12 protein-coding genes and 1 pseudogene are annotated in these 13,272 nt (G+C 31.5%); 10 read left to right on the top strand and 3 right to left on the bottom strand.

The window, feature by feature from the left end; translation table 11 throughout:
- Window positions 1-7: 7 nt before the first annotated feature.
- The 4 genes from BM390_RS12915 to BM390_RS12930 all read left to right on the top strand — a co-directional run bounded on the left by BM390_RS12915 (window position 8) and on the right by BM390_RS12930 (window position 2,937).
- Window positions 8-835 carry a flagellar hook-basal body protein gene (locus BM390_RS12915; protein WP_089855305.1) on the top strand — a complete coding sequence of 276 codons (828 nt, stop codon included), beginning with the start codon at window positions 8-10 and terminating at the stop codon, window positions 833-835.
- A gap of 10 nt (window positions 836-845) precedes the next feature.
- Window positions 846-1,160, top strand: coding sequence for a DNA-directed RNA polymerase subunit beta (locus BM390_RS12920; RefSeq protein WP_089855308.1), 315 nt, complete (start codon window positions 846-848; stop codon window positions 1,158-1,160).
- A 52-nt stretch (window positions 1,161-1,212) separates the two neighbouring features.
- Window positions 1,213-1,635, top strand: coding sequence for a 3-hydroxyacyl-ACP dehydratase FabZ (gene fabZ / locus BM390_RS12925; RefSeq protein ID WP_089855311.1), 423 nt, complete (start codon window positions 1,213-1,215; stop codon window positions 1,633-1,635).
- A 255-nt stretch (window positions 1,636-1,890) separates the two neighbouring features.
- Window positions 1,891-2,937 carry a glycosyltransferase family 4 protein gene (locus tag BM390_RS12930; RefSeq protein ID WP_089855314.1) on the top strand — a complete coding sequence of 349 codons (1,047 nt, stop codon included), beginning with the start codon at window positions 1,891-1,893 and terminating at the stop codon, window positions 2,935-2,937.
- 116 nt (window positions 2,938-3,053) lie between these two features.
- Here the strand turns inward: BM390_RS12930 and BM390_RS12935 are convergent, their stop codons facing one another.
- Window positions 3,054-4,217 carry a CDP-glycerol glycerophosphotransferase family protein gene (locus BM390_RS12935; RefSeq protein WP_089855316.1) on the bottom strand — a complete coding sequence of 388 codons (1,164 nt, stop codon included), beginning with the start codon at window positions 4,215-4,217 and terminating at the stop codon, window positions 3,054-3,056.
- Window positions 4,210-4,608: a glycerol-3-phosphate cytidylyltransferase gene (tagD, locus tag BM390_RS12940; RefSeq protein ID WP_089855319.1), complete on the bottom strand. Its 399-nt coding sequence runs from the start codon at window positions 4,606-4,608 to the stop codon at window positions 4,210-4,212. Before tagD ends, BM390_RS12935 begins: the two co-directional genes overlap by 8 nt.
- Window positions 4,609-4,847: 239 nt before the next feature.
- Here tagD and BM390_RS12945 point away from each other — a divergent pair, with 239 nt between their 5' ends.
- The 6 genes from BM390_RS12945 (at window position 4,848) to BM390_RS12970 (ending at window position 12,958) form a co-directional block, all read left to right on the top strand.
- Complete coding sequence (locus BM390_RS12945; protein ID WP_089855322.1) at window positions 4,848-6,482, top strand: CDP-glycerol glycerophosphotransferase family protein; 1,635 nt, start codon at window positions 4,848-4,850, stop codon at window positions 6,480-6,482.
- Between the two features lie 16 nt (window positions 6,483-6,498).
- A complete protein-coding gene (locus BM390_RS12950) occupies window positions 6,499-9,219 on the top strand; it encodes a bifunctional glycosyltransferase/CDP-glycerol:glycerophosphate glycerophosphotransferase (RefSeq protein WP_089855325.1) in 2,721 nt (906 codons plus the stop codon).
- Between the two features lie 63 nt (window positions 9,220-9,282).
- On the top strand, window positions 9,283-10,470 hold the full coding sequence (locus BM390_RS12955) for a CDP-glycerol glycerophosphotransferase family protein (protein ID WP_089855328.1): 1,188 nt from the start codon (window positions 9,283-9,285) through the stop codon (window positions 10,468-10,470).
- Between the two features lie 90 nt (window positions 10,471-10,560).
- On the top strand, window positions 10,561-11,382 hold the full coding sequence (locus BM390_RS12960) for an ABC transporter permease (RefSeq protein WP_089855332.1): 822 nt from the start codon (window positions 10,561-10,563) through the stop codon (window positions 11,380-11,382).
- A gap of 60 nt (window positions 11,383-11,442) precedes the next feature.
- Entirely contained in the window at window positions 11,443-12,231 is a 789-nt protein-coding gene (gene tagH / locus BM390_RS12965; protein WP_089855335.1) for a teichoic acids export ABC transporter ATP-binding subunit TagH, read from the top strand.
- Entirely contained in the window at window positions 12,224-12,958 is a 735-nt protein-coding gene (locus BM390_RS12970) for a WecB/TagA/CpsF family glycosyltransferase (protein WP_089855337.1), read from the top strand. Before tagH ends, BM390_RS12970 begins: the two co-directional genes overlap by 8 nt.
- A gap of 71 nt (window positions 12,959-13,029) precedes the next feature.
- Here BM390_RS12970 and BM390_RS15320 read toward each other — a convergent pair.
- A pseudogene (locus BM390_RS15320) lies at window positions 13,030-13,176 on the bottom strand (IS5/IS1182 family transposase); the annotation flags it as partial.
- Window positions 13,177-13,272 lie beyond the last annotated feature (96 nt).

The following is a 13,272-nucleotide window of genomic DNA, read 5'->3' on the forward strand; positions in this document are numbered from 1 at the left end:
GGATTAGATGAGTCGAATGGGTATCCAAGCCGCGACAACGATGCGTGAGTTGCAACAAAAGCTCGACCTTATCGGTCATAACGTAGCAAATGCAAACACAACGGGCTATAAAACACAAATGGCGAATTTTAGTTCACTCCTTTATCAAAATATTGATAACTTTAGTGATGAAGAGGCGAATAGTGTTGGACGAGTGACCCCACTTGGTATTAGACAAGGTGCTGGCGCTAAAGTCGGGCATACGAATAATAACTTCACTCAAGGCGCATTAATAACGACAGAGCGTCCGCTAGATTTAGCTCTGACAGAAGACAGACAATTCTTTGAAGTAGCTGTGACTGAAAACGGTGAAACAGAGACGCGTTACACGCGTGATGGTTCTTTTTATTTACAACCAACAGAAACAGGTGACTCAGCACTCGTGACCAGTAATGGTCATGCGGTATTAGATCAATTCGGTGAAGGGATTGTCATTACCGAAGGGTTTGATGATGTTGCTCTTGATGCCTCTGGTCAAGTGGTTGTTGAACGCGGGGGCGTTACCAATGCTGAAGCAGCTCTTTCTGTTGTTGAAGCGATTCGTCCACAGTTCTTAGAACAGACAGGTCAAAACCTGTTTAGATTACCTGATGTAACGGAAACAGGCTTTGAAGCCAATGAGATTATTGGTCAAGTCGCCAATGTTAATGTGGCTGTCGGTAGCCTAGAAGGATCTAATGTTGAGTTATCAACACAAATGACGGAATTAATCCAAACACAACGGGCGTATCAATTTAATGCCCGTACGATTTCAATGCATGATCAAATGCGTGGATTAATTAATCAGATGCGCTAAGGAGTTAATTATGGATAATCAAACACATGATCAGGTTCAAAAAACTGAAGTAAAGACGATAGAAGAAAATGATCAAAAAGAAACGCGTGAAGAGAGAAAACAAGCGCGGAAAAAACAAAAGTTAGAAAGGAAAGAGCGACGAGCGGTACATCGTATGTTTCCTATCTGGCTAAGAGTTATCGTTGTTCTCTTATTGATTTTTATCGCACTTATTATTGGTCTATTAGTCGGTTACACGGTGTTAGGTGGCGGAGAAGAGCCATTAGAAGTGTTGACCTTTGATTTTTGGCAACATATTATTGATATTATCACAGGTGTTGAATAAAGAAGCAGGTGACTGCTTTTTCTTTTTAAATTTAAATTAGGAGTTGGTACTAATGTTAGATGTTAATCAAATTAAAGAAGTGATTCCTCATCGTTATCCGTTTTTACTTATTGATCAAGTGGTTGAGATAGAAGAAGGAAAACGTGTCGTCGCAAAGAAAAACGTCACAATAAACGAACCATTCTTCCAAGGACACTTTCCGGATTATCCAGTCATGCCTGGCGTTCTCATCGTTGAGGCACTTGCGCAAGCTGGGGCAGTTGCGATGCTAAAAAAAGAAGAAAACAAAGGAAAGATAGGCTTCTTAGCTGGGATTGACTCTTGTCGTTTCAAACGCCAAGTCGTGCCTGGGGATACCCTTATGTTAGAAGTAGAAATTACACGTCTTAAAGGCCCTATCGGTAAGGGGAAAGCAAAGGCGACTGTAAACGGAGAGCTTGCTTGTGAAGCGGAGATTATGTTTGCGATTCAATAAGTATTTCTCTAAGATATAAAAAGGTATGTCATAGGTCGCAGGGAACAACATTCATTTAGGTGAATAGTTGTTCTTTTTTACTTCCGCTAACAAAAATAATGCATTAGATGTCAAATTGTGTTATAGTTATTTGATGATATGAACAAATGATTAAGAGTTTGTAACTTTAGTAAAGTAAATACGTCTAATTTATTGAGATATTATAGCATGTATTATCTTGAAAAAAAGATAATCATTATTGAAAGGAAGGGGAATATGTTCTATTTCTTCATTGTTGTGTTATGTTTTTTGGTAGCACTCATCTTAACCCCTCTTGTTAAAAAGTTAGCCTTTTTGATTGGTGCGACTGATCAACCTAATAAACGAAAAATACACACAGGTATTATGCCAAGGCTCGGAGGCTTAGCTATTATAGGAAGCTTTACCCTCGGTATAATTATTTATCAGCCTCACAGCCATTTTAAATGGCCACTGCTTATTGGAGCTGTGCTCATAATGCTTATTGGTATAGTGGATGATATTTATCCATTATCAGCACGTTATAAGTTCATCGTGCAATTTATAGCTGCTTTTATCGTTGTTTTTAATGGGGTAGAAATGACGTTTATTAATTTACCATTTGGTTATACGCTAGAGTTTGGTTATTTGAGTATCCCAATTACCGTTCTTTGGATTGTAGGGATCACTAATGCAATTAACCTTATTGACGGCTTGGATGGGTTAGCAGGTGGCGTATCAACTATAGCCTTACTTACGATTGCGGGCTTAGCGATTATGCTGGGAGACCCTTTTGTGGCCACTATTGCCTTTATGCTTGCAGGTAGCACACTTGGTTTCTTAGTTTTTAATTTCTATCCAGCAAAAATATTTATGGGTGATACAGGGGCCTTATTCTTAGGCTACATGATAGGGGTTCTATCCGTTTTAGGGTTCAAAAATGCCACGCTCTTTTCTTTAATTGTCCCTATTGCGATATTAGGTGTACCTATTATTGATACCCTCTTTGCGATTGTGAGACGAGCGGCTTATAAAAAGCCATTGTATGCTCCTGATAAATTGCATTTACACCATTGTTTATTAAACTTAGGTTTTAGTCATCGTCAAACGGTTATTCTTATTTATGCGATGAGTGGTTTATTTAGTATAGCGGCAATTCTTTTTAGTCGGTCTGTTATGTGGGGATCAACACTATTGTTTTTCTTAGTAACAATACTAGTTGAGTTATTGATTGAACTTACAGGACTTATCGGGAATGATTATCGTCCTTTATTAAATGCGATTAGTAGACATTATCGTAAATAAAAGATGTTTGGTGATTCTAAAATTTTTAAATGATTACAATGAAATAAAAAGCAAACAGCCGTTAGACCATAGGATGGTATTCCTTGGTGTAGCGGCTGTTTATTTTCTATTTATACTTACCTTTGGTTTGAGTGGTAGACGTTATTGATCAATTTATCTGTTGAGTGGCCATCAGAAAAAGTGTTCCAAACGTCAGAAAATACTTTAATGCGTTGTAAATCAAATGTATTAGATTTAATAACATCAACGATCTCTTCTGTTGATTGTACGACTGGACCAGGCATCTGTTCATGGTAGTCTTCAAAAAAGCCGCGTTCTTTCGTATAACACTCTAGGTCATAACTAAAGAAAATCATCGGTCGATTTAATAAGGCGTACTCAAATGGTATGGATGAATAGTCAGATATGAGATAATCAGACACGATTAACAATTCGTTTAGGTTTGGATAGTCAGATACATCAATAACAAAATCATTAGTAGCATGATTAGATTTTGATCTAACAACAGGGTGAAGTCTAAGTAAGACAATGTAATCTTTACCTAAACCTGCTTGTAACAACTCTAAATCTAACTTGAGATTAAAGTTAGCAATCTCTTGATCGCGAAACGTCGGTGCGTATAGAATCACTTTCTTTTCTTTAAGTGAGGGATACAGTTGATAAATTTTATTTTTTGCTAGTTTCTTTTTTGTTTCATCAAAAAAGAAATCTGTACGTGGGATTCCTGTTCTCAAAATCTGTCTTTCAGATAGATCAAAGGTAGATTTGAAAATTCTCACCATTTTCTCTGAACCGACGACAACATCGGTGAAACGTCTGTATACGGATTTAAAGCGATTGTGAGCGCGTTTGGAACGTTTCTGGATTGTTGGGTCCAATAACCCGAATTGTTTAATAGCGCCAGCCGCATGCCACAATTGAATAACTCTTACTTCTGGCTTAAAGGTTGTTACCGCAAGAAATCCAAAATAGTTATCGACAAAAATCGTTTTAGCAGTGGCGATATGATAAATTGACTTGATAAATTGAACAGGGTGATATAATTCAAACATTAGATCTGTCTCGCGATCGGATGGTGTGAATTTCAAGCGAGCAGCACTTGTTGTTAAGACAACGATCGAGTCGTCAGTTTTATCTAAACAAGCTTTTCTAACATAATTGATGTTATCTCCGAATGACGCTATTAGTACCGTCTTGCTTTGAATTTCAGTTTGCTTAAAGATTAAGAAAAAAAACTTAAAGATAAACAAATAAAAAGTGATAAAAAGTTCTCTAATCATTCTTTGCCCCTTGCAACTCTTGTTTAATTTGTGAAGTAGAGATACCTTCGGTTCGAGGTAAGTAAATAACCTCACAATATGGTTTTAGAAAATCAAATTTTCCTAACCAATCGTCACCCATTACAAATAGGTCAATTTTATGATTTTTAATATCTACAACTTTTTGTTCCCAATTTTTCTCTGGTATTACCTCATCAACATATTTTATAGCTTCTAAAATGAATTTTCGAGTTTCGTATGAATGATAAGCTTTTTTATTTTTTATTTTATTAAATTCATCGGTTGAAATAGCCACTACTAAGTAGTCACCAAGTTCTTTTGCGCGTTTAAGAATATTGATGTGCCCTTGATGAATAAGATCGAATGTACCATATGTTATTACTTTTTTCATATTAGACTCCTTGAAATATTTTTTTAATCACTATGCATATTTTCTCTCTTTTAATATAAAATTACAAGCAATTTAATTTAATTAATTTGATTCATATAATATTCTTAATTATTGAAATGTATATCCATAGTCACTTTTTTTGTGGTTTCGTTTAAATAATATTGTGATTAAGGTATAATGTAGGTTTAGAAGTGGAATAATCGTTATTTATTCGACTATTCAGAAGGAGAAGGATTGTCATGGGAAATATAGTGAAAGTACTTTTAACAAGTGCTAGACTTAAAAAAAATAAATATTTTTTGAAAGGGAAAATACTAAACATTAATTTACTGAATAAAGAAGTTAATTTATTAGTTCGTAACAGAACAACATTAGATGAAAAAACATTTCCATGTACACTCGAAATGACTCGGAAACGTCAATGCTATTTCGAGTGTCATTTAGATAATATTAGTTTGTTTAGTGATGCAAAGTGTAATCAAGAACAAGTAATTGACATTTTTTTATTAGATCTTAAGAATCAAAAAAAATATAAAATAGGTAACCCGTTTTTCTGGGTCAGACATACTATAAGAGATCATCACTTTAAGTCAAATGATAATATAGTAACTGTGTGTCCTTATTTTACATTTAAAAAAAATAATTTATCATTTAAGGTAAATGCCATGAAGACAAGAGAGTTTCAATACATGCGTTGGCTATTAGCTTTTTCATGGTTATTAAGATTCTTATTTAAACCTCAAAATATATGGTTGGTTGGTGAACTAGATTACAAAGCTCAAGATAACGGTATGCATTTCTATAATTATATGAGAAGAGCACATCCTGAAAAAAAAGTATATTATGTTGTGGATAAGAGTTCAAAAGAAAGAATGAATTTGCTTGACAAGTCGAATGTTCTTAATTTCTATTCGAAGAAACATTTATTATTCACAATAGTGGCTAGGCGTATTATTACTACTCATCATCCAGATTATATTTATCCAACGCAACTTAAGAGGTACAAAAAACGAGTAAAAGGAATAAAAGTATTCATTACACATGGGGTTTTCGGTGTTAAGAATATGTATAAAAACTACGGGAATTTTGTCAATGGTTTTCATGTCGATCACATTACAGCGAATTCTGATTATGAGAAAAATATAATGATTCGTGATTTGAAATATAGAAAAGAACAGATATCAGTCACGGGAATGCCGCGATTAGATCAGTTATTTAATAATAATATCGAATGTACACAAGGCCTTTTAATAATGCCAACTTGGAGAGATTGGCTTTTAAATGAGGAGGCATTTATTAACTCTGAGTTTTATACTCGTTTTAGCACGTTGATTAATAATGATAAAATAAACGCTTTAATGAAGAGTTACAACATGAAAATAACTTTAAGTTTACATCCAAATTTCAGAAGATATACTCATTACTTTGCGAATGAATATGTGAATTTGGTATTTCAAGGAGACGAAAGTGTTCAAAAACTGATTAAAACACATTCAATAATGATTACAGATTACTCAAGTGTGGCATTTGACTTCAGTTTTTTAAGAAAACCAGTTATTTTTTATGTGTTTGACATAGAGAGGTTTGTAGGCAACCACACTTCGCATTTAAATATACCTGAAGATTTACCAGGTGCGTGTGTCAAGGATTTAGATGAACTTATTTATGCATTAGAGCATTATTTGAAAGGTGATTGGCCAAAGAAAAGCAGTGGAAAGATTAATAAATTAATAAAGTATAATGATCAATGTTCTTCAGAGAGGGTATATCAGGCGTGTGTAGCTGCTAAAAAGAGTAGAAATAGAATCACTGAAAGTTTAATAATTAAGGTTATTAAAGTCTTCAAAAATAAATTGAAAAGAATGATGGTTTAAATAAAGGAGAATTATAATGTTGAACACAAATGCAATTGAGTATATGAAAGATTATTTTTATAAGGAACACAATAAGAAAGAGATATTGTTTTCTATTGTTATTCCAATTTACAATGTAGAAAATTATCTAAGAGAAACAATAGAATCCGTTCTTAAACAAAGTTTAGTTTTTGAAAAGCATATTGAATTAATATTAGTTAATGATGGAAGTCCTGATGATAGTGAACGAATTTGTCTGGAGTATGTTAGTAAGTTCCCAAATAATATTAAATATTTCAAAAAAGAAAATGGCGGTGTAAGTAGCGCACGTAATTTTGGTATGGAAAAAGCAAATGGTAGGTTTATTAATTTTCTGGATTCAGATGATATGCTCGAAATTGATACATTAGAAAAAGTAGCTGACTTCTTTTCAAAATACACTTCAGAAGTAGATTTAGTGTGTTTACCTATTCATTATTTTGAAGGTAGACAAGGTCCGCATATGTTGAATGATAAATTTGAAAAGTCTGGTGTAATCGATGTAAATCAAACGCCCGAATTTATTCAGTTGCATGTAAGTAGTACTTTTATAAAGAAAGAAACGGCATTAAAATATAGATTTGATAAAAGATTAAAGTACGGAGAAGATGCTAAATATGTTACTAGTATTATTCTTGAAAAAGAAAGATATGGAGTTTTAAACGATGTGCATTATAATTATCGAATAAGAAAATCTGATACTTCAGCCATTCAAAACAGTAAAAACACAAAAGCGTGGTATACTGAGAGTCTAGATTATTTTTCAAAAGAGTTGGTAGATTTATCTTTGAGAATTAAAGGAGAGGTTATTCCTTATGTTCAAAGGTTATTAATGTACGATTTGCAATGGAAGTTGCGAGTTAAGGAGATTCCCAGTGAAGTACTAAATGAGCAAGAAAGAATAGAGTTCGTTTCTAAATTTAAAAATATATTATCTTATATTGATGATTCGTTTATTCAAAGCTCAAAGTACATTAATTATGATTTAAAATTATTTGCTCATTACCTTAAGTATGCAGGTGGTAAAGGAGTATTTAATAAATTTGTTTATAATGATAATATTAAGGTGTTTTATAAGGACAAGCTTTATATGGACATGCGGTCCCAAAAGGTCTATTTGAATTTTGTTGATTTTGAGAATGACAAAATAAATATTGAAGGATTGTTTCTAGGTGGATTTGAAGATAAAGAAGCTAAAATTCTAGTTAAATTAAATTCATTAATTTTTGAGTCAGAATACGTGAGTAGACCTAAAAGTAACTTAAAGGTTTGGGGAGAGGTTATTAAAAAAAATAGGGGTTTTAAAGTTAGTATACCGTTAAAACAAATTAAAAATAAATCTTCCATAACATTTTGGATTAAACAAGACGATGTTGAAGTGCAACTTAATTATTATTTAACAAGCTCTAATCATTTTGCTAAAAGAGTACCTAGTTATTATGCTGAAGATGGATGGATTGTGTATCCAGGTAAATACAATTTAGTAATAATTCAAAGTAATTTGAAGAAAAGATTACGTAAAGAATTAGGCATGATTAAACGAATGTTGAAGATTAGAAAGAAGAAAAAAGGAGCAAAAAAAGCTATACTTGTACGTTTACTTTATTTTGTGTTGAAAACCATTTACAAAAAGCCTATTTATTTATATATGGATCGTATAGATAAAGCAGATGATAATGCTGAAGTATTATACAAATATGCAAGTAAACATGACAAAACTGTTAATCACAAATTTATACTCGATAAGAGAAGTGAAGATTATGAGCGCATGAAAGAGCATGGTGATGTAATTCCTTTCGGATCATATAAACATAAGCTAAACTTATTGCTGAGTGATAAATTTATTTCTTCTCATGCTGATGAAATACTATTAAATCCATTCAGATCCATGAAGATGTTCTATAAAGATTTGATTACGTATGATTTTGTGTTTCTTCAACATGGTGTCATACAAAATGATTTATCAGACTGGTTGTATAAGTATCAGAAAAACATAAAATTATTTACAACGACCTCAAGAAAAGAATACGAGTCTATTTTAGCATCAGATTATGGTTATAGTGATAAAGAAGTTAAGTTATTAGGGCTCCCAAGACATGATCGTTTGCACACAAAATCCGATAAGGTTATTTTAGTTATGCCAACTTGGCGAAAGAAACTCTCTAGTCAACTTAACGATAATTTTATAAGAGAGTACAACCCTAATTTCAAGCAGAGTGAATATTTCAAACATTATAATAGCTTATTGAATTCTCAGTTGCTAATTCAATCCTTACTAAAATTTAAATATAAAATTAAGTTTGTCATTCATCCCGCATTAAAAGAACAAATTAGAGATTTTGATGATAATGAATGTGTAGAGCTAATAAATCCTGATGACATAAGTTATGCGGATCTATTTAATAGTTCTAAGCATCTTATAACAGATTATTCTTCAGTTGCATTTGACTTTGCATATACAAGGAAGTCTATAAGCTATTTCCAATTTGATCAAACAGAATTTTTTAAAGACCATTTTTCAGCAGGATACTTTAAATATGAAACGATGGGATTGGGGCCAGTAATTAAAAATAATGACGAGTTAATTCATTATCTAGTGAATATGATGCAAAAAGATTTTATTTTAGAGGAGCCTTATTTGTCTAGAGTTAATGAATTCTTTGAATTTAATGATCAAAATAATTGTAAAAGAAACTACGAAGCGATTAAGAATATGTAGTAGAGTATTTATATATTCAAAAGGGTTATTTACTCTTTTGAATATATCGTATTGGAGGAAAATATGGAAAAACTGAGGTCTTATCAAAGCAGTTTAATCATTAGAATATTTAGGGTGTTATTCAAAATATTTTCGTTTATTCCAATCAAAAATAATTATATTATTTTTGAAAGTTTTCATGGAAAACAATTTAGTGATAATCCAAGAGCGTTATTTGAGTTCATCACACAAAATTATCAGGAAGATTATATAGTTATTTGGTCAGTTGATAGAAGGTATAAAGATAAATTTGAAATCAACAATAATATCAAAGCTGTCACGCGTTTAACTCCAAAGTGGTGCTATTATATGTCAGTATCAAAGTATTGGGTTATAAATGCACGGCTACCACTTTGGATTCCCAAAAGAAAAGAAAATATTTATCTTCAAACTTGGCATGGAACGCCATTAAAGAAATTAGGTTTAGATATTGAAAAAGTAAACATGCCTGGGACGACAACTGATAAATACAAAAAAAATTTTATGGAATCATCTTCTAAATGGGATTATTTGATTTCTCCAAATTCTTATTCAACCAATATTTTCCGAAGTGCTTTTGGATTTAAGGGAGAAATCCTCGAGGTAGGTTATCCAAGGAATGATCATCTCGTAAATAATAACAATTCGAAATATATTGACGAATTAAAAAGAAAATTAAAAATTCCTAAAGATAAAAAGGTAATTCTCTATGCTCCGACATGGAGGGATGATGACTTTTATAAAAAAGGTAGTTACCGATTTGAGTTATCATTAGATTTAGAAGAAATGAAAAAAGCACTAGGAGATAAATATGTTATAATTTTAAGAATGCATTACCTCATTTCAAGTGAATTAGATGTTTCTTACTATGAAAATTTCGTCTTTGATTATTCGTTGTATGAAGATATCAGAGACTTGTATCTAATATCTGATTTATTAATTACAGATTATTCATCGGTATTTTTCGATTTTGCGATTCTAAAAAAACCAATAATTTTCTATATGTACGATTTGGAGAAATATGAAAATATATTAAGAGGTTTTTATATAAAAAATCTTGCGGATTTACCCGGAGATATTGTACAAAATGATAAAGATTTACTTGATGCATTACTAAAAGTTGAATGTAGTCAAAAGGATTACCAGCTATTTTTTGATGAATTTTGTTCTCTAGAAGATGGAGAGTCCTCAAAGCGGGTTTATGAGAAAGTTTTCAAACAAAAAAAAGTCTAACATTTATCTTTTTTATAAAATGTGTTATGTTTCTAAAGAGTTTACTCTGTTGAATTATTTAAGAATGATTGAAATGTGGGAGAGAAAAAAATGAAGTTAGCTCTGGAAATTTTAAAAGAACAAAAGAAGTACTTTTATTTAATTAGGCGTTTATCGTTGTATGAATTGAAGAGTAATAATAAAAGTAACTATCTAGGTATGGCTTGGGAACTTATTAATCCAGCTATACAAATATTAATCTATTGGTTGGTGTTTGGTACTTTGATGAGAAGAGAACCAATAATTATTTCAGGCAATGAAGTGCCCTTTATAAATTGGTTGATGGCTGGTTTTTTTGTGTGGACCTTATTTTATCAATCTGTTATTCAAGGGTCAAAATCTATATACACTAGACTTAGAATGCTATCAAAAATGAGCTTTCCTATGAGTATAATACCTAGTTATGTGATTTTTTCTCAATTCTATATTCACTTGATGTCTATGTTGGTAACTTTTTTAATCTTTATAATTATAAATCAATCAATAAATATCTATATTATTCAACTTCCGTATTATATGTTTGCGGGACTCTGTTTAATGTTTTCAATATCATTAGTTATGTCTACCTTATCAACGATAGTTCGAGATGTGCATATGTTATTAAATTCAACTTTAAAAATGTTTTTATATCTTTCTGGTGTTTTGTGGCCAATTACGCTGTTATCAGATTATCCATTTTTAATGAAAGTAATGAAGCTTAATCCAGTTTATTATTTAATAAATGGATATAGGCAATCATTTTTTGGAAACACATGGAGCATAATATCTGAATGGAAATATACATTATTCTTTTGGGGTTTAGTATTAGTAATATTTCTAATTGGTTCCCGTTTACACATGAAATTCAGAAGACACTTTATCGATTTTCTCTAATACAAATATGAAGTTTAAATAATAGATAACATGTTAAATTTAAAAAGGTATGTGATATAATTGGAAAAAGTTATTTCAGTAAAAAACGTTAGTAAAAAGTATATTTTATATAGGAATCCTAAAGAAAGATTATTAGATTTAATTATTCCAAAAAAACTTGGAGAAGATTTTTTTGCATTGTCGCATGTCGATTTTGAAGCTTATAAGGGTGATATTATAGGATTTATAGGTACAAATGGTTCAGGTAAATCCACACTATCGAACATTATTGCGGGTATAGTTCCTGAGTCGTCTGGTCAAGTTAATGTGAAAGGTAATACATCTTTAATTGCGGTAGCTTCAGGTTTAAATAATGATTTAACTGGTAGAGACAATATTGAATTAAAGTTATTAATGTTAGGATTCAATAAAAAAGAAATTAAAGAGTTAGAGCCTGATATTATAAAGTTTTCTGAACTTGAAAAATTCATTGATCAACCTGTAAAATCATATTCAAGTGGGATGAAGTCAAGGTTAGGATTTTCAATTTCAGTAAATGTGGATCCGGATATTTTAATTATTGATGAAGCCTTATCTGTTGGAGATAAAGCTTTCGCAGAAAAAAGTTTAAGGAAAATGCGTGAATTTAAAGAAAAAGGTAAGACAATGATATTTGTTAGTCATTCATTAGGTCAAATGAAAGAATTCTGCGAGAAAATACTCTGGTTAGAATTCGGAACTGTAAGAGCTTTTGGTGATGTCGAAGAGATAATACCTCAGTATGAACAATTCATTAATAAATATAAAAATATGTCTCAAGAACAAAAAAATGAGTATCGAAATGAGATCATGAGGAAAGTCAATGAATGATAAGATAATTCGAATACTTGATGTACCATTCAATAATATTACTAAAAAAGAGTGTGTTAATGAGATTGTTTTTAAAGCGAATGAAGAAGAGAAATACTTCATTGTAACTGCAAACCCAGAAATTTTAATGATAGCGTATGATGATATTAAATACAAACACACTATTCAACAAGCAGATTGTATTTTACCTGATGGCATTGGTATTGTTATGGCAGCTAAATTAAATAAAGAGCCAATGTCAGAGCGAGTAGCTGGATTTGATTTAATGACAGATTTATTAAGAGTGGCTAATAGTAATAGAATGTCATGCTTTTTTTTTGGTGCGGATCAAGCAGTAAATCAATCATTGATAAAAAATATTGAAAGTAGATATCCTGGAATTATAATTTCAGGTTTTCAACATGGGTATTTAAATGAAGCTGAAGAAAGAATACTTATTAATGAAATCAATGAGAAACAACCAGACTTTATTTTTGTTGCCCTGGGAGCACCAAAACAAGAATTTTGGATTTCTAAAAATTTACACTTGTTTAAAAAAGGGATTTTTATAGGTGTTGGTGGAAGTTTTGATGTTCTTTCTGGAAAAGTTAAGCGAGCTCCTCAATTATGGATTAAATACCATCTAGAATGGTTGTACCGCATTATAACAGACTTGAAAAGATTAAGAAGATTGCCTAAGATATTAAGATTCGTTTTTTTGATAATAAAAGAAAAATCTCTTAATTGAATCAATTTCATAATTGCTCTTTTTAAAAAATCAAACACGACCAGAATTTCAATATTTGTCTTAAAAATTTTTTATGCTATTTGATATTGCTTTAGGAATGAGCCTAAACGATCTGCTGCTAGTTTTGATGCATTATAAATAAGCGTCACTAAATCAAAGTGAGCTTTTGCACGTTTTCCTGTACGGTAACGAACATTATTAAGCTGGAAAAACTCCTTATGAATATTGCGGACAAAAAGAGCCACTTAAGCGGAGTTTAGAGCCACTGAATGCATGAAATAGAGCCACCGAGGGCGGAGAGAGAGCCAATCGGC

This window comes from Halolactibacillus miurensis (assembly GCF_900116255.1).
Taxonomy (GTDB): domain Bacteria; phylum Bacillota; class Bacilli; order Bacillales; family Amphibacillaceae; genus Halolactibacillus; species Halolactibacillus miurensis.